The following is a 17,863-nucleotide window of genomic DNA, read 5'->3' as shown; positions in this document are numbered from 1 at the left end:
TTTGAATCTCTGTACATATTGAATATAAAGGTCTGTAGCGATCTATCCACAGAAATGGTGCTCAGTAAAAATAAACATAAAAACAAAGATTTAATAAATTTCTCTCTTTTTAATTTCTATAACTCCGACTTCTCCACAGCTGGTTAAATTTTGTGCAAAGGGTTCTTTAGGAAGGGCGAAGTCCCTATACTTGCCGACCAGGTCCAAAAACCTGAGATCAACCTATTCCGAATTACCTAACTGAAGCAGGCACGAGGTGCGTGGTGGATTTCCCTTCCCGTTTTGAAGTGATCGTCATCGGCGGCGGTCATGCCGGTACCGAGGCAGCACTGGCGTCAGCACGTATGGGGGCAAAAACCCTGTTGCTGACGCATAACGTGGAAACCCTCGGTGCCATGAGTTGCAACCCTGCCATTGGCGGGATCGGCAAAAGCCACCTGGTCAAGGAAATCGACGCCCTCGGCGGTGCGATGGCCATGGCTACCGATAAGGGTGGTATTCAGTTTCGCGTGTTGAACAGCCGCAAAGGCCCGGCCGTGCGAGCGACTCGCGCTCAAGCCGACCGGGTTCTGTACAAGGCCGCTGTCCGCGAAGCCCTGGAAAACCAACCGAACCTGTGGATATTTCAACAAGCCGCCGATGACCTGATCGTCGAACAGGAAACTGTGCGCGGTGTTGTCACCCAAATGGGTCTGCGTTTCTTCGCTGATTCCGTGGTATTGACCACTGGCACGTTCCTCGGTGGACTTATCCACATCGGAATGCAGAATTATTCCGGTGGCCGCGCCGGTGATCCGCCATCGATTGCCCTGGCTCACCGTTTGCGTGAATTGCCATTGCGCGTTGGTCGCTTGAAAACCGGTACACCGCCGCGTATCGACGGTCGTTCTGTGGATTTCTCGGTGATGACCGAGCAAGCAGGCGATACGCCGATTCCGGTGATGTCGTTCATGGGTTCCAAAGAGCAGCACCCGAAACAGGTGAGCTGCTGGATTACCCACACCAACGCCCGGACCCACGAAATCATTGCCGCGAACCTCGATCGTTCGCCGATGTATTCCGATGCCGGGTTGATCGAAGGCATTGGCCCGCGTTATTGCCCGTCGATCGAAGACAAGATCCACCGCTTTGCCGACAAGGAAAGCCATCAGGTCTTTATCGAACCGGAAGGTTTGACGACCCACGAGCTGTACCCGAACGGGATATCCACATCCTTGCCGTTCGACGTGCAATTGCAGATCGTGCAATCGATCCGCGGCATGGAAAACGCGCACATCGTTCGTCCGGGCTACGCCATCGAATACGACTACTTCGACCCGCGTGACCTGAAGTACAGCCTGGAAACCAAAGTCATTGCCGGTCTGTTTTTCGCAGGGCAAATCAACGGCACCACCGGTTACGAAGAAGCCGGCGCCCAGGGTTTGCTGGCCGGGGCCAACGCCGCACTGCGTGCACAGGGCAAAGACGCGTGGTGCCCACGTCGCGACGAGGCGTACATCGGGGTGTTGGTCGATGACCTGATTACCTTGGGTACCCAGGAACCGTACCGGATGTTTACGTCCCGGGCCGAATATCGCCTGATCCTGCGCGAAGACAACGCTGACCTGCGTCTGACCGAAAAAGGTCGCGAACTAGGTTTGATCGATGACGCCCGTTGGGCAGCGTTCTGCAAGAAACGCGAAAGCATCGATCTGGAAGAACAGCGCCTGAAAAGTACCTGGGTTCGCCCGGGCACCGAGCAGGGCGATGCGATTTCCGAAAAGTTCGGCACACCGCTGACCCACGAATACAACTTGCTCAACCTCTTGAGCCGTCCGGAAATCGACTACGCTGGTCTGATCGCCGTGACTGGCGGTGGTGCAGAAGATCCACAGGTCGCCGAGCAGGTCGAAATCAAGACCAAATATGCCGGCTACATCGATCGCCAGCAGGATGAAATCGTGCGTCTGCGGGCCAGCGAAGATACAAAACTGCCTGTGGATATCGATTACACGAACATCTCCGGTCTCTCGAAAGAGATCCAGAGCAAGCTCGGTGCGACCCGTCCGGAAACCTTGGGCCAGGCGTCGCGTATCCCGGGCGTGACCCCGGCAGCCATTTCGCTGTTGATGATTCATTTGAAAAAACGCGGCGCGGGCCGTCAGTTGGAGCAAAGCGCTTGAGTTCGTTGGTCACCTCGCAACATGCCGAAGAGTTATCCACAGGTGCTCGCCAACTCGGTGTCACCCTGACAGAAACCCAGCACGCGTTGCTGCTGGGTTATCTGGCCCTGTTGATCAAATGGAACAAGGCCTACAACCTGACCGCCGTGCGCGATCCGGACGAAATGGTGTCCCGTCATTTGCTCGACAGCTTGAGCGTGATGTCGTTTGTGGAAAACGGTCGTTGGCTGGACGTGGGCAGCGGTGGCGGCATGCCAGGTATCCCGTTGGCCATCCTGTTTCCAGAGTCCCAGGTCACCTGCCTGGACAGCAACGGCAAGAAAACCCGCTTCCTGACCCAGGTCAAACTCGAACTCAAACTGGATAACCTGCAAGTTATCCACAGTCGCGTTGAAAGTTTCCAGCCAGAGCAGCCGTTCAACGGGATCATCTCCCGGGCGTTCAGCAGCATGGAAAACTTCAGCAACTGGACGCGCCACCTCGGCGACCGCGATACACGTTGGCTGGCAATGAAGGGCGTTCATCCCGCCGATGAGCTGGTAGCATTGCCGGCAGACTTCCACCTCGATAGCGAACACGCCCTGGCCGTACCCGGTTGCCAAGGCCAACGCCATCTGCTGATACTGCGCCGCACGGCATGATTGGGAACACAAGCAAGAATGGCTAAGGTATTCGCGATAGCGAACCAAAAGGGTGGTGTGGGCAAGACCACCACCTGCATCAACCTCGCAGCTTCCCTGGTCGCTACCAAGCGTCGGGTGCTGTTGATCGATCTCGATCCACAGGGCAACGCCACCATGGGTAGCGGTGTGGATAAACACGGCCTGGAAAACTCGGTCTACGACCTGCTGATCGGTGAATGCGACCTGGCCCAGGCCATGCACTTCTCCGAGCACGGTGGTTACCAGTTGTTGCCAGCCAACCGCGATCTGACGGCGGCTGAAGTGGTGCTGCTGGAAATGCAGATGAAGGAAAGCCGTCTGCGCAGCGCGTTGGCGCCGATCCGTGAAAACTACGATTACATTTTGATCGACTGTCCACCGTCGTTGTCGATGCTCACCCTGAACGCATTGGTCGCCGCTGATGGGGTAATTATCCCCATGCAGTGCGAGTACTTTGCGCTCGAAGGTTTGAGCGACCTTGTGGATAACATCAAGCGCATCGCCGAACTGCTGAACCCGAACCTGAAAGTCGAAGGCCTGTTGCGCACCATGTACGATCCGCGCCTGAGCCTGATGAACGATGTTTCGGCGCAGCTCAAGGAGCACTTCGGCGAGCAGCTCTACGACACCGTGATTCCACGCAACATCCGCCTGGCCGAAGCGCCAAGCTATGGCATGCCGGCGCTGGCGTACGACAAAACATCGCGGGGCGCCATCGCCTATCTGGCATTGGCGGGCGAACTGGTTCGCCGTCAACGCAAAAACTCACGCACCGCCGCCGCCCAGGCAACTTAAGGAATCCCCATGGCCGTCAAGAAACGAGGTCTCGGACGTGGACTGGATGCACTGCTGAGTGGTCCGACTGTCAGCTCGCTCGAAGAGCAAGCGGTACAAGCCGATCAGCGTGAGCTGCAACACCTGCCCCTGGACCTGATCCAGCGTGGCAAGTATCAGCCGCGTCGGGACATGGATCCTCAGGCGCTCGAAGAGCTGGCGTTGTCGATCAAGGCCCAGGGCGTGATGCAGCCGATCGTGGTTCGCCCGATTGGCAACGGTCGTTTCGAAATCATCGCCGGCGAACGTCGCTGGCGTGCCAGCCAACAGGCTGGCCAGGAAACCATCCCGGCGATGGTTCGCGATGTGCCGGATGAAACCGCCATCGCCATGGCGCTGATCGAAAACATCCAGCGTGAAGACCTCAACCCGATCGAAGAAGCGGTTGCTCTGCAGCGTTTGCAGCAGGAATTCCAGCTGACCCAGCAACAAGTGGCCGAAGCTGTGGGTAAGTCCCGGGTAACCGTGGCGAACCTGCTACGCTTGATCGCGTTGCCGGAAGTCATCAAAACCATGCTGTCCCACGGCGACCTGGAAATGGGTCACGCACGTGCATTGCTGGGTTTGCCGGAGAATCAACAGGTTGAAGGGGCGCGACATGTTGTCGCACGTGGGCTGACCGTGCGCCAAACTGAGGCACTGGTTCGCCAGTGGTTGAGTGGCAAACCGGAGCCTGTGGAACCTGCAAAACCGGACCCGGATATTGCCCGTCTCGAGCAGCGCCTGGCCGAGCGCCTAGGCTCTGCGGTGCAGATTCGCCACGGAAAGAAAGGCAAAGGGCAGTTAGTAATTGGTTACAACTCTCTCGACGAGCTTCAAGGCGTGCTTGCACACATCCGCTGAAACATTTCCTCATGTAGCGCGCAGTCGGAAATCACTACCTGACAGTTGAATAGGGGCTGAACCGCCCCTATACTCTGCGCGCATTTTGTCGGCACAAATTATGCCAAGTTATTGAATTCTGGCAGCCGACCATTGGGGAGTAAAAGTGATGGAAACACGCACGCCAAACCGCTTGCCGTTCCATCGCCTGGCAGTTTTTCCGGTGTTAATGGCTCAATTTATCGTTTTGCTCATTGCCGCTTTGGCGCTGTGGCAATGGTACGGAGTCGTTGCCGGGTACTCAGGACTCTGCGGAGGCCTGATAGCCTTGTTACCCAATGTTTATTTCGCTCACAGGGCATTTCGGTTTTCCGGCGCCCGAGCAGCTCAAGCCATCGTCCGGTCTTTTTATGCCGGCGAGGCGGGCAAATTAATTCTGACGGCAGTGCTCTTTGCATTGACGTTTGCAGGTGTGAAGCCATTGGCGCCGCTGGCTGTATTCGGCGTCTTCGTGTTGACCCAACTGGTCAGCTGGTTCGCGCCCCTGCTGATGAGAACAAGACTTTCGAGACCTTAGGGCGTTTGAGGCAACCATGGCAGAGACAACCGCTTCGGGCTATATCCAGCACCACTTGCAGAACCTGACTTTTGGTCAGCATCCTACCGGCGGCTGGGGCTTTGCCCACACCGCAGCAGAAGCCAAAGAGATGGGCTTCTGGGCTTTCCACGTCGATACTCTCGGCTGGTCGGTCGCGTTGGGTCTGATCTTCGTTCTGATTTTCCGCATGGCGGCGAAGAAGGCGACTTCCGGTCAACCAGGTGCTTTGCAGAACTTCGTTGAAGTATTGGTCGAATTCGTCGATGGCAGCGTGAAAGACAGCTTCCATGGTCGTAGCCCGGTGATTGCACCGCTGGCACTGACCATCTTCGTCTGGGTCTTCCTGATGAACGCCGTCGACCTGATCCCGGTCGACTGGATTCCTCATTTGGCCATCCTGATCACTGGCGATTCGCACATTCCGTTCCGTGCCGTATCGACCACTGACCCGAACGCTACCCTGGGCATGGCCCTGTCGGTGTTCGCGTTGATCATTTTCTACAGCATCAAGGTCAAGGGCATCGGCGGCTTCATCGGCGAACTGACCCTGCACCCGTTCGGCAGCAAGAACATTTTCCTGCAAGCGCTGCTGATCCCGGTGAACTTCCTGCTGGAATTCGTCACCCTGATCGCCAAGCCGATTTCCCTGGCTCTGCGTCTGTTCGGCAACATGTACGCCGGCGAGCTGGTCTTCATTCTGATTGCTGTGATGTTCGGCAGCGGTCTGCTCTGGCTTAGCGGCCTGGGCGTAGTTCTGCAGTGGGCGTGGGCTGTGTTCCACATCCTGATCATTACCCTGCAGGCGTTTATCTTCATGATGCTGACCATCGTTTACTTGTCGATGGCGCACGAAGAGAACCATTAAGACCAGTCTCGACTAGTCTGATGTCCCACTCGGTCAAACGAGTGGGTGCCCGAACAGGGCTTATGAAACGATTTGTTTTACCGCTTTAAAATCTAAAAAACCTAAACCATACGACGTAAAAGTCGGGAGGAAAGATGGAAACTGTAGTTGGTCTAACCGCTATCGCTGTTGCACTGTTGATCGGCCTGGGCGCACTGGGTACCGCAATTGGTTTCGGCCTGTTGGGCGGCAAGTTCCTGGAAGGCGCAGCGCGTCAGCCAGAAATGGTTCCAATGCTGCAAGTCAAAATGTTCATCGTTGCCGGTCTGCTCGACGCCGTAACCATGATCGGTGTTGGTATCGCTCTGTTCTTCACCTTCGCGAACCCATTCGTTGGTCAACTCGCTGGCTAATCACTCGAACCTTCGAGTGATTGGTTTGATGTGCAACGAACGAGCGAGGTGTTGGCGTGAACATTAATGCAACCCTGATTGGCCAGTCCGTTGCGTTCTTCATTTTTGTACTGTTTTGCATGAAGTTCGTGTGGCCTCCGGTCATCGCGGCTTTGCACGAACGTCAGAAGAAGATCGCGGATGGACTGGACGCTGCCGCCCGAGCAGCTCGCGACCTGGAGTTGGCCCAAGATAAAGCGGGTCAGCAACTGCGCGAAGCTAAGGCTCAGGCAGCCGAAATCATTGAGCAAGCCAAGAAACGCGGTAACCAGATTGTTGAAGAGGCTGTTGAAAAAGCCCGTATCGACGCTGACCGTGTGAAGGTCCAGGCTCAGGCCGAGATCGAGCAGGAACTGAACAGTGTCAAAGACGCGCTGCGTGCCCAACTGGGTGCACTGGCTGTCGGCGGCGCAGAGAAGATCCTGGGTGCCACAATCGATCAAAACGCGCACGCGGAGCTGGTAAACAAACTGGCTGCTGAAATTTAAGCGAGGGCGATCATGGCAGAATTGACCACGTTGGCCCGACCTTACGCTAAGGCAGCCTTCGAGCACGCCCAGGCCCACCAGCAACTGGCCTCTTGGTCAGCCATGCTCGGCCTGGCTGCAGCAGTGTCGCAAGACGACACCATGCAGCGCGTGCTCAAGGCCCCGCGACTGACGAGCGCAGACAAGGCCACCACGTTTATTGACGTGTGTGGCGACAAGTTCGATGCCAAGGCACAGAATTTCATTCACGTCGTTGCCGAAAACGACCGTCTCCCGCTTTTGCCGGAGATTTCCGCTCTGTTCGACCTGTACAAGGCCGAACAAGAGAAATCGGTAGACGTTGAAGTGACCAGTGCTTTTGCATTGAACCAAGAACAGCAAGACAAACTCGCCAAGGTTCTCAGTGCACGACTCAACCGGGAAGTGCGCCTGCAAGTCGAGGAAGACAAATCCCTTATTGGGGGCATTGTCATCCGCGCCGGCGACCTGGTTATCGATGGCTCGGTTCGCGGAAAACTCGCGACCCTTGCCGAAGCATTGAAATCTTGAGTTTGAAGGGGCAGCAGAGCAATGCAGCAACTCAATCCTTCCGAAATAAGTGAAATTATCAAGGGCCGCATCGACAAACTCGATGTGACCTCCCAAGCCCGTAACGAAGGCACAGTCGTCAGCGTATCTGACGGTATCGTGCGGATTCACGGTCTGGCCGACGTAATGTACGGCGAGATGATCGAGTTTCCGGGCGGCGTCTTCGGTATGGCCCTCAACCTTGAGCAAGACTCTGTAGGCGCCGTTGTATTGGGCTCCTACCAGTCTCTGGCTGAAGGCATGAGCGCCAAGTGCACTGGCCGCATCCTCGAAGTTCCGGTTGGTAAGGAACTGCTGGGTCGCGTAGTCGACGCACTGGGTAACCCTGTTGACGGCAAAGGTCCACTGGGCAACACCGAGACCGACGCGGTCGAGAAAGTTGCTCCAGGCGTGATCTGGCGTAAGTCGGTAGACCAGCCTGTACAGACTGGCTACAAGGCTGTCGATGCCATGATTCCTGTCGGCCGTGGCCAGCGTGAGCTGATCATCGGTGACCGTCAGATCGGTAAAACCGCTCTGGCGATCGACGCGATCATCAATCAGAAAGACAGCGGCATTTTCTGCGTATACGTAGCGATCGGTCAGAAACAATCGACCATCGCTAACGTTGTTCGCAAGCTGGAAGAAAACGGCGCACTGGCTAACACCATCGTCGTGGCCGCGAGCGCTTCGGAATCTGCAGCACTGCAATTCCTGGCACCGTACTCCGGTTGCACCATGGGTGAATTCTTCCGCGACCGCGGTGAAGACGCACTGATCGTTTATGACGATCTGTCCAAGCAAGCAGTGGCTTACCGCCAGATTTCCCTGCTGCTGCGCCGTCCACCAGGCCGTGAAGCTTACCCAGGCGACGTGTTCTATCTCCACTCCCGTCTGCTGGAGCGCGCATCCCGCGTTTCGGAAGAATACGTAGAGAAGTTCACCAACGGCGCAGTGACCGGCAAAACCGGTTCCCTGACCGCACTGCCGATCATCGAAACCCAGGCTGGCGACGTTTCCGCGTTCGTTCCGACCAACGTGATTTCCATCACCGACGGTCAGATCTTCCTGGAATCGGCCATGTTCAACTCCGGGATCCGTCCTGCTGTGAACGCCGGTGTTTCGGTATCCCGTGTGGGTGGTGCCGCTCAGACCAAGATCATCAAGAAGCTCTCCGGTGGTATCCGTACCGCTCTGGCTCAGTACCGTGAACTGGCGGCATTCGCCCAGTTCGCTTCTGACCTGGACGAAGCGACCCGTAAGCAACTTGAGCATGGTCAGCGCGTTACCGAGCTGATGAAGCAGAAGCAATACGCACCAATGTCGATTGCTGACATGGCGCTGTCGCTGTATGCCGCTGAGCGTGGGTTCCTGACTGACATTGAAATCGCCAAGATCGGCAGCTTCGAACAAGCGCTGATTGCTTTCTTCAACCGCGATCACGCCGATTTGATGGCGAAGATCAACGTGAAGGGTGACTTCAATGACGAAATCGACGCTGGCATGAAAGCCGGTATCGAGAAGTTCAAGGCCACCCAAACCTGGTAAGCCGCAGCGGGAGCCGCAAGGCTCCCGCTTGCTAACCTGATAGGTGTTACATGGCAGGCGCAAAAGAGATTCGCAGTAAGATTGCGAGCATCAAAAGCACGCAAAAGATTACCAGCGCCATGGAAAAAGTGGCGGTCAGTAAAATGCGCAAGGCACAAATGCGCATGGCTGCTAGCCGTCCTTATGCGGAGCGCATCCGCCAGGTTATTGGTCATTTGGCCAACGCTAACCCGGAATATCGCCACCCGTTCATGATCGACCGTGAAATCAAGCGCGTCGGTTATGTTGTGGTGAGCAGTGACCGTGGTCTGTGTGGTGGCTTGAACACCAACCTGTTCAAGGCCCTGGTCAAGGACATGGCGAAAAACCGTGAAAACGGCGTCGAGATCGATCTGTGTGTAGTTGGTAGCAAGGGTGCGGCTTTCTTCCGCAACTTCGGCGGTAACGTCGTAGCCGCTATCAGCCACCTGGGTGAAGAGCCATCGATCAATGATCTGATTGGCAGCGTCAAGGTGATGCTGGATGCCTACCTCGATGGTCGTATCGACCGTCTGAGCGTTGTGTCCAACAAGTTCATCAACACCATGACGCAACAGCCTACCGTGGAGCAGTTGATTCCACTGGTGGCGACCCCGGATAAAGAACTCAAGCACCACTGGGACTATCTCTACGAACCGGATGCCAAAGAGCTGCTTGACGGCTTGATGGTTCGCTACGTGGAGTCGCAGGTTTACCAGGCGGTGGTCGAGAACAACGCGGCTGAACAAGCTGCGCGGATGATCGCGATGAAGAACGCTACCGACAACGCCGGTGATTTGATCAGCGATTTGCAGCTGATCTACAACAAGGCGCGTCAGGCTGCGATCACCCAAGAGATCTCGGAAATCGTCGGCGGCGCTGCCGCGGTTTAACGGTTCAAATATTCAGAGGATCCAGCTATGAGTAGCGGACGTATCGTTCAAATCATCGGCGCCGTTATCGACGTGGAATTTCCACGCGACAGCGTACCGAGCATCTACAACGCGTTGAAAGTACAAAGCGATGCCGGCACCACTCTGGAAGTTCAGCAGCAGCTGGGCGACGGCGTGGTTCGTACCATTGCGATGGGTTCCACCGAGGGCTTGAAGCGCGGTCTGGAAGTCACCGACTCTGGCGCAGCCATCTCCGTACCGGTCGGTAAAGCGACCCTGGGCCGGATCATGGACGTCCTCGGTAACCCGATCGACGAAGCTGGCCCGATCGACACCGAAGAGCGCTGGGGCATTCACCGTCCTGCGCCAACCTTCGCTGAACAAGCGGGCGGCAACGACCTGCTGGAAACCGGCATCAAGGTTATCGACCTGGTTTGCCCGTTCGCCAAGGGTGGTAAAGTCGGTCTGTTCGGTGGTGCCGGTGTAGGTAAAACCGTAAACATGATGGAACTGATCCGTAACATCGCCATCGAGCACAGCGGTTATTCCGTGTTCGCCGGTGTGGGTGAGCGTACTCGTGAGGGTAACGACTTCTACCACGAGATGAAGGATTCCAACGTTCTGGACAAAGTGGCACTGGTTTACGGTCAGATGAACGAGCCGCCGGGTAACCGTCTGCGCGTAGCACTGACCGGCCTGACCATGGCCGAGAAGTTCCGTGACGAAGGTAACGACGTTCTGCTGTTCGTCGACAACATCTATCGTTACACCCTGGCCGGTACTGAAGTATCCGCACTGCTGGGCCGTATGCCTTCCGCAGTAGGTTACCAGCCGACCCTGGCCGAAGAGATGGGTACTCTGCAAGAGCGTATCACTTCGACCAAAAACGGTTCGATCACCTCGATCCAAGCGGTATACGTACCTGCGGATGACTTGACTGACCCGTCGCCAGCGACCACTTTCGCCCACTTGGACGCCACCGTCGTTCTGTCCCGTGACATCGCTTCCCTGGGTATCTACCCGGCGGTCGATCCACTCGACTCGACTTCGCGCCAGCTGGATCCGAACGTGATCGGCCAGGACCACTACGACACCGCTCGCGGCGTTCAGTATGTTCTGCAGCGTTACAAAGAACTGAAGGACATCATTGCGATCCTGGGTATGGACGAGCTGTCGGAAGCCGACAAGCAGTTGGTAAACCGTGCTCGTAAGATCCAGCGCTTCTTGTCGCAACCGTTCTTCGTGGCTGAAGTCTTCACCGGTGCCTCGGGTAAATACGTTTCCCTGAAAGACACCATTGCTGGCTTCAAAGGCATCCTCAACGGTGACTACGACCACCTGCCAGAACAAGCGTTCTACATGGTCGGCGGCATCGAAGAAGCGATCGAGAAAGCCAAGAAACTGTAATCCCGGCGCCCGGCAACGGGCGCTAATTTAGGTTGAGGCAATCAGATGGCTATGACAGTCCATTGCGATATCGTCAGCGCGGAAGGGGAAATCTTTTCCGGCCTGGTCGAGATGGTGATTGCGCACGGTGCACTGGGTGATCTTGGTATCGCCCTGGGTCACGCGCCGCTGATCACTAATCTGAAACCAGGTCCGATCCGCCTGATCAAGCAGGGCGGGGAAACCGAGGTGTTTTACATCTCCGGTGGTTTCCTCGAGGTTCAGCCGAACATGGTCAAGGTTCTTGCCGACACCGTGCAACGTGCTGCCGACCTGGATGAAGCCTCCGCTCAGGAAGCCGTTAAGGCTGCCGAGAAGGCCTTGCATGAACGTGGCGCAGAATTCGATTACGGTTCTGCTGCCGCACGTCTGGCCGAGGCTGCAGCTCAGCTGCGCACCGTCCAGCAGATCCGCAAGAAGTTCGGCGGTTAATTCGTCATCGACTTGTTGTGCGATTGATTAAAAAGGGTAGCCTCGGCTACCCTTTTTTCTTTTCCGATGTTCATAACCCGGTCGCAGTTGCTGACCACCCAGGATTGGTAGCCAGTCATGTCTCTTGAAATCGTTATCCTCGCTGCCGGCCAAGGCACCCGTATGCGTTCGGCGTTGCCCAAGGTCCTGCACCCGATTGCCGGCAACTCGATGCTTGGCCATGTTATCCACAGCGCCCGGCAACTTGATCCACAGCGTATTCATGTCGTGATCGGTCACGGTGCCGACGCGGTGCGTGAACGTCTGGCGGCGGATGACCTGAATTTTGTCCTGCAGGACAAGCAGCTGGGCACCGGTCACGCAGTGGCCCAGGCCGTCCCCTTCATCACCTCTGATACCGTGTTGATTCTCTACGGTGACGTGCCGCTGATCGAAGTCGAAACCCTGCAACGCCTGCTCAAGCAGGTTGCGCCGCAGCAACTGGGCCTGCTCACCGTCGAGCTGGATGACCCGACCGGTTACGGCCGTATCGTTCGTGATGCCGACGGCAAGGTCACAGCCATCGTCGAGCAGAAAGACGCCAATGAAGCCGAGCGGGCGATCACCGAAGGCAACACCGGCATTCTGGCGGTGCCGTTTGCACGTTTGGGCGACTGGATGAGCCGGCTCTCCAACAATAATGCCCAAGGCGAGTATTACCTGACCGACGTGATCGCGATGGCGGTCAGCGATGGTCTGGTGGTGGCGACCGAACAGCCCCACGACGCGATGGAAGTGCAGGGCGCCAACGATCGCAAGCAACTCTCGGAGCTTGAGCGTCACTATCAGTTGCGCGCGGGTCGTCGTTTGATGGCTCAGGGTGTGACCCTGCGCGATCCGGCTCGCTTCGATGTACGCGGTGAAGTCACTGTCGGTCGCGATGTGCTGATCGACATCAACGTGATTCTCGAAGGCAAGGTTGTTATCGAAGATGACGTGGTCATCGGTCCGAACTGTGTGATCAAGGACAGCACCCTGCGCAAAGGCGTGGTGATCAAGGCTAACAGTCATATCGAGGGCGCGATTCTGGGCGAAGGCAGCGATGCCGGTCCGTTTGCTCGTTTGCGTCCAGGTACCGTGCTAGAGGCGCGGGCGCATGTGGGTAACTTTGTCGAACTGAAAAACGCCCACCTGGGCGAGGGCGCCAAGGCCGGTCACCTGACGTACCTGGGCGATGCCGAAATCGGCGCGCGGACCAACATTGGCGCAGGCACCATCACCTGCAACTATGACGGCGCCAACAAGTGGAAAACCGTGCTGGGTGAAGATGTGTTCATCGGCTCCAACAACTCGTTGGTGGCGCCTGTGGATATCTCCTCCGGTGCAACCACGGCGGCCGGTTCGACCATTACGCAGAATGTGGATAACGCACAACTGGCCGTAGGCCGGGCGCGGCAGAAGAACATCGACGGCTGGAAGCGGCCGGTGAAGATCAAGAAGAGCTGAGTTATCCACAGTCCGTAAGATCAAAAGATCGCAGCCTTCGGCAGTCCCTACAGAGTGAACACAAATCGTCTGTAGAAGCTGCCGAAGCTGCGATCTTTTTTATGAGTTATCCACAGCCGCCTTTTCTACACCGGCGGTGATTGCCACTCGGCTCCCAACGGGGTTATTGGCAATTTGCGTGAAGCTATTTTGTACAACATGCGCAAACCCAGGTCCGAGCGCTGGGACATTCGCGTCAGGCGCATGATCCACGCCACCTCGGCGCGCGACACCTTGACCGTTCTGGCGGGATTTTTGTGGACGTGACGCAACGTCAGTAATGCCAGGCCAATGGTCCACAGATTGAATCGCCGAATGCCCGTATGCCTGGCCGGGATGAGCAGGGTGTATTGCAGCGCCCGTTGCAAGTGGGAGTGGGCGGTGCCGATCAGTTCTGCAAGCGCCTGTGCATAGTGCGGGTCATCTTGCCCTGCGTTTAGCTGCGCGAGTTGGACGCCATGTTTGGCAAGCAGGTCCTGAGGCAACCAACAAGCACCCCGCTGACGGTCGTCCCACTGATCCTTGACGATGTTGGTCAACTGCAAACCCGTGCCGAAGGAAAGGGCCAACCGATGCAGGTTCTCTCGCTGGGATAACAGGGTGGGATCAAAATCGATGAAAAGCTCCGTCAGCAGCGTTCCAACGACGCCAGCCACACAGTAGCAATAACGATCCAGCGCCTGGTGTGTGGCCAAACCCCGCAAGCCGGCATTTTCCTGGAACTCGCTCATTCCTCGGCTCATTACACTCAGGCATTGCACAATTGCCGCCCGCTGAGAGGGTTTGAGTGCGTGATGGACGGCCAGCACCTGCGGCAGGTGCCGGACCAGGTCACGTTCAGCCTGAAGGGTCTGATCCGTCAACCAAAGGCTCAAGTCGTCACTGAAATCCTGCGCATCTGCGCGGCCTGATATGACCTCCAGGTAGGCGTTTTCGTAATGACGTTTTTGACCGGCAGTAAGTCCCGGTTCATCTTCGATGGTATCGGCTATCCGACAGAGCAAGTAGGCGTTGGTGACGGCTGGATAAAGCTCGGCGGGCAGTTGGGGGATGGTCAAGGCAAAGGTGCGCGACACTTGAGCGAGGATTTGATCCTGATAGCGGACAGGGTCGATGTGGAGACTGGAGTGTTCTTGTGACTTCCATTGTTCGAGCTTACAGGCTGGGGCGTTGAGGATGGTTTTGAACCAGGTAGTAAAAGCGTCGGGCTCGGCGTCGATCCATTGCAATAACTCGGATGTTTCAATCCATCGCCAGTGAGAGGCTTCCTCGGGGTTTACCTGGGGATCACCGTCAAACCGGCCGACGTAAATATGATCGAATTCGTGCTCGACCAAATCGCCCGGCACCGGTGCCTTGTAAATAAGCGTCGCGACTTTCTCCAGCGGACAATCGAAGCCCATTTCTTCTTCGAGCCGGCGGTGTGCGGCTTGCGCGGTACTTTCGCCGGGACGCGGGTGACCACAACATGAGTTGGTCCACAAGCCTGCCGAATGGTATTTGGTCTGCGCCCGTTGTTGCAGCAGCAAGCGCTCGTGACGATCAAAGATGAAGAGCGAAAATGCGCGATGCAGTAGCCCTTCACGGTGGACCGGCAACTTGAGTCCGGTGCCTATTTGTTGATCATTGTGATCCACCAGTATCAGTGATTCTTCCATGCTTCAAACCACCTCAGTCGCTGATATCCGGGCCTGGCTCAATGTGCAGTAGCGTGCCAGAGCCAGCATCGGAAAGTACAACCCATAGCCGTGATACTTCATATAAAGCACTCGAGGTACGCCGGTGCCGGTGGCATGTGGGTCAGTCCAGGTTCCGTCGTATTTTTGCGACCGGAGCAAGTAGTCAATCCCTTTTGCCGTGACGGGATGCTCCACGGCACCGGCCGCCATTAACCCTAACAAGGCCCATGCTGTTTGCGAGGGGGTGCTGGCAGAAGGGCGGTGACGTGGGTATTCCAGGGAGTAGCCATGGGTATCTTCGCCCCAGCCCCCGTCCTCGTTTTGCCTCAGGATCAACCAGTGGCGAGCCTTTTGAACGGCTTCGGAAAAGGGGTCGTAACCCGTGGCGGCAAGCCCTTCCAGGGCGGACCAGGTGCCATAAATGAAGTTGATGCCCCAGCGACCATACCAACTGCCATCTGTTTCTTGCTCTGCCAACAGGTAACGCAGTGCATCGCCAGTAGCGCCCTCTGAGACCGGCGTTGCGCCCAATTGCCCGAGCATGGCCAGGCAACGGGCGCTGACATCGGCAGTGGGGTGATCAATCATCATGCCGTGTTCGGCGAAGGGAATGCTGTTGAGGTAATACTGGGTGTTGTCAGCCTCATAGGCGCCCCATCCCCCCTGACGACCTTGCATTCCCTGTACCCATTCCTGCGCCCTGGCAATCGACTCGCCGTAGTGAGCGCCGGGATGGACCCGCATTGCCCTGTGCATGACGGTCGCGACCAGTGCGGTGTCGTCGACATCGGGATGATTGGGCAACACGTATTGAAAAGCCCAACCGCCAGGGCGCAGGTGAGGCCTGGCCACCGCCCAGCCTCCATACACATCGAGTATCTGCCGTTGTTTGAGCCAGTCGAGGCCGCGCAACGCCGCTTCCAACCCTTGCGGATGACCGGATTCCAGCAATGCCCGGCAGGCCCATGCCGTGTCCCAAATGGGCGACACGCAAGGTTGGCAGTAAGCCTGGCGCTCTGACACCACCAGCAGTTTTTCGCAGGCTCTACGCGCTGTTTGCATAGCGCAATGATCACGGGGATAACCCAGGGCCTGAAGCACGACCAAGCTGATCGCGATGGTTGGCAATGCCGCGCCGTAGCCATCTTCGCCATTGAGCTGTCCGGTGACGTACCCCACCGCTATCTCCAGCGCTTTTTCGCGTCGGCCCTTAGAACGCCACGGATCGATGCGGTGCAAAAAACGATCGATCGCAGAAAAACAGACAAACCAGGCCCGGTGTTGGTGGGGCGCTCGGGGCAATGGGGTGGTTTCGCTGGCCGGGTGGATAAACAGTTCGGTGATGCCGACGTCTTGGGGATTACACGCTGTGGGCCGCAAGACCTGCAACACGGAAAAAGCCACCGTGAACAGGCGAGGGATGCAGAAAATCTTCGACAGATGAAACGGAAACCAGCGCGGCAGCAAAATCACTTCCACGGGAATCACGGGCAATACACGCCATGGAATGACGTTGTACAAGGCCAGCCAGATGCGGGTTACCACGTTGCAGTTCGCGGCCCCGCCGTGCTGGCGAATCAGCGCGCAAGCACGTTGCAAGTGCGGGTCGTCCGGCGCATCGCCGAGCAGCTTGAGCGCAAAGTAGGTTTTGACACTGACATTGAGGTTAAAACTGCCCCCTCGCAGTAACGGCCATCCGCCTTGGGGCTGTTGCTGGTCTCGCAGATAACGCGCGAGCCTGCCTTGCAAGGTTTGCTCAATGGGTTCGCCAAGGAAATGCATCAGCAACACATATTCGGCGGTCATCCCTGCATCGGCTTCGAATTCGAATACCCAATGGCCGTCGGGTTGCTGTTTATCCAGCAGCGCGCTCAAGGCGTTTTTCAGTCCGTGTTTAACGCGAGTGTTCATTGATGGGAGGCTCTCTGTCATGGCGGTGCCCATGTCTACAGAGATTAAAAACGCGATTGCCCGGAAGTTTAAACTGTCAGAAATAACAGTTGCGATGAGTGGTCATGCTCCTGCTGACCCCTCAACCTCTAAAAGCCCCCTTGACGAAGTTTCGCCAATAGGTTCTGATTGCTTCCGTTATCTTTCGAATCGAAACTTACCAGCTCATGTCGAAGCGCAATACACCACAACGTCGCCACAACATCCTCGCCTTGCTCAATGAGCAGGGAGAAGTGAGTGTGGATGAGTTGGCCAAGCGTTTCGAAACGTCGGAAGTGACGATTCGCAAGGATCTGGCAGCGCTTGAGAGCAATGGCCTGTTGCTACGCCGCTACGGTGGCGCGATCACCATGCCTCAGGAATTGGTCGCTGACCTCGGTCAACCGGTTTCCAAGTACAAGCAAGCCATCGCTCGCGCCGCGGTCACGCGGATTCGGGAGCACGCGCGGATCATCATCGACAGCGGCAGTACCACCGCCGCCATGATCCCGGAACTCGGCCAGCAACCCGGCCTGGTGGTGATGACCAACTCCTTGAACGTGGCCAGTGCCTTGAGCGAACTGGAACACGAACCGGTGCTGTTAATGACCGGCGGTACCTGGGACCCCCATTCCGAGTCCTTTCAGGGGCAGGTGGCGGAGCAGGTACTACGCTCTTACGACTTCGACCAGTTGTTCATCGGTGCCGATGGCATTGATCTGGTCCGCGGCACCACAACCTTCAACGAACTGCTGGGATTGAGCCGGGTTATGGCGCAAGTCGCCCGGGAAGTGGTCGTGATGGTCGAGGCCGACAAGATCGGCCGCAAGATTCCCAACCTGGAGCTGCCCTGGAGCAGCGTCCATACCCTTATTACCGATGATCGCCTGCCAATAGAGGCACGGGATCAGATTCAGGCCCGCGGTATCAACTTGATCCTCGCGGCTGTCAGTCAGGAGAAATAG

General features: G+C 56.9%; 17 protein-coding genes. 15 read left to right on the top strand and 2 right to left on the bottom strand.

Features of this window, described 5'->3' with window-relative positions:
- Positions 1 to 263 precede the first annotated feature (263 nt).
- From mnmG to glmU, 14 genes are all read left to right on the top strand, one after another.
- Complete coding sequence (gene mnmG, locus BK667_RS11185) at positions 264 to 2,162, top strand: tRNA uridine-5-carboxymethylaminomethyl(34) synthesis enzyme MnmG (protein WP_123597619.1); 1,899 nt, start codon at positions 264 to 266, stop codon at positions 2,160 to 2,162.
- Positions 2,159 to 2,803: a 16S rRNA (guanine(527)-N(7))-methyltransferase RsmG gene (gene rsmG, locus BK667_RS11180; RefSeq protein WP_123515490.1), complete on the top strand. Its 645-nt coding sequence runs from the start codon at positions 2,159 to 2,161 to the stop codon at positions 2,801 to 2,803. Before mnmG ends, rsmG begins: the two co-directional genes overlap by 4 nt.
- Before the next feature lie 18 nt (positions 2,804 to 2,821).
- Positions 2,822 to 3,619, top strand: a complete 798-nt coding sequence (locus tag BK667_RS11175; RefSeq protein WP_123515492.1) for a ParA family protein — start codon at positions 2,822 to 2,824, stop codon at positions 3,617 to 3,619.
- 9 nt (positions 3,620 to 3,628) lie between these two features.
- Complete coding sequence (locus tag BK667_RS11170; RefSeq protein ID WP_123515493.1) at positions 3,629 to 4,501, top strand: ParB/RepB/Spo0J family partition protein; 873 nt, start codon at positions 3,629 to 3,631, stop codon at positions 4,499 to 4,501.
- Positions 4,502 to 4,649: 148 nt separating this feature from the next.
- Positions 4,650 to 5,057, top strand: coding sequence for a F0F1 ATP synthase subunit I (locus BK667_RS11165; protein ID WP_054048155.1), 408 nt, complete (start codon positions 4,650 to 4,652; stop codon positions 5,055 to 5,057).
- Positions 5,058 to 5,073: 16 nt separating this feature from the next.
- On the top strand, positions 5,074 to 5,943 hold the full coding sequence (gene atpB / locus BK667_RS11160; protein ID WP_123515495.1) for a F0F1 ATP synthase subunit A: 870 nt from the start codon (positions 5,074 to 5,076) through the stop codon (positions 5,941 to 5,943).
- A gap of 134 nt (positions 5,944 to 6,077) precedes the next feature.
- Positions 6,078 to 6,335, top strand: a complete 258-nt coding sequence (gene atpE / locus BK667_RS11155) for a F0F1 ATP synthase subunit C (protein WP_002555987.1) — start codon at positions 6,078 to 6,080, stop codon at positions 6,333 to 6,335.
- Positions 6,336 to 6,391: 56 nt separating this feature from the next.
- A complete protein-coding gene (locus BK667_RS11150) occupies positions 6,392 to 6,862 on the top strand; it encodes a F0F1 ATP synthase subunit B (protein WP_008027535.1) in 471 nt (156 codons plus the stop codon).
- A 12-nt stretch (positions 6,863 to 6,874) separates the two neighbouring features.
- Positions 6,875 to 7,411: a F0F1 ATP synthase subunit delta gene (locus tag BK667_RS11145; RefSeq protein WP_123515497.1), complete on the top strand. Its 537-nt coding sequence runs from the start codon at positions 6,875 to 6,877 to the stop codon at positions 7,409 to 7,411.
- A gap of 21 nt (positions 7,412 to 7,432) precedes the next feature.
- Positions 7,433 to 8,977, top strand: coding sequence for a F0F1 ATP synthase subunit alpha (gene atpA, locus BK667_RS11140; protein WP_121732610.1), 1,545 nt, complete (start codon positions 7,433 to 7,435; stop codon positions 8,975 to 8,977).
- 50 nt (positions 8,978 to 9,027) lie between these two features.
- Positions 9,028 to 9,888: a F0F1 ATP synthase subunit gamma gene (atpG, locus tag BK667_RS11135; protein ID WP_123515499.1), complete on the top strand. Its 861-nt coding sequence runs from the start codon at positions 9,028 to 9,030 to the stop codon at positions 9,886 to 9,888.
- A gap of 27 nt (positions 9,889 to 9,915) precedes the next feature.
- Entirely contained in the window at positions 9,916 to 11,295 is a 1,380-nt protein-coding gene (atpD, locus tag BK667_RS11130; RefSeq protein ID WP_123408561.1) for a F0F1 ATP synthase subunit beta, read from the top strand.
- A 45-nt stretch (positions 11,296 to 11,340) separates the two neighbouring features.
- Positions 11,341 to 11,766, top strand: coding sequence for a F0F1 ATP synthase subunit epsilon (locus BK667_RS11125; RefSeq protein WP_123515501.1), 426 nt, complete (start codon positions 11,341 to 11,343; stop codon positions 11,764 to 11,766).
- Positions 11,767 to 11,883: 117 nt separating this feature from the next.
- Entirely contained in the window at positions 11,884 to 13,251 is a 1,368-nt protein-coding gene (glmU, locus tag BK667_RS11120) for a bifunctional UDP-N-acetylglucosamine diphosphorylase/glucosamine-1-phosphate N-acetyltransferase GlmU (RefSeq protein ID WP_123515503.1), read from the top strand.
- Positions 13,252 to 13,376: 125 nt separating this feature from the next.
- Here the strand turns inward: glmU and idi are convergent, their stop codons facing one another.
- Entirely contained in the window at positions 13,377 to 14,948 is a 1,572-nt protein-coding gene (gene idi, locus BK667_RS11115; protein ID WP_259698001.1) for an isopentenyl-diphosphate Delta-isomerase, read from the bottom strand.
- A gap of 3 nt (positions 14,949 to 14,951) precedes the next feature.
- Positions 14,952 to 16,880: a squalene--hopene cyclase gene (shc, locus tag BK667_RS11105; RefSeq protein WP_259698006.1), complete on the bottom strand. Its 1,929-nt coding sequence runs from the start codon at positions 16,878 to 16,880 to the stop codon at positions 14,952 to 14,954.
- A gap of 206 nt (positions 16,881 to 17,086) precedes the next feature.
- On the opposite strand from shc, the gene BK667_RS11100 reads away from it, so the two are divergent.
- Entirely contained in the window at positions 17,087 to 17,863 is a 777-nt protein-coding gene (locus tag BK667_RS11100; RefSeq protein ID WP_123515505.1) for a DeoR/GlpR family DNA-binding transcription regulator, read from the top strand.

This window comes from Pseudomonas frederiksbergensis, from assembly GCF_003732705.1.
GTDB lineage: Bacteria > Pseudomonadota > Gammaproteobacteria > Pseudomonadales > Pseudomonadaceae > Aquipseudomonas > Aquipseudomonas frederiksbergensis_F.
This window is presented reverse-complemented; position numbering and strand designations above follow the sequence as displayed.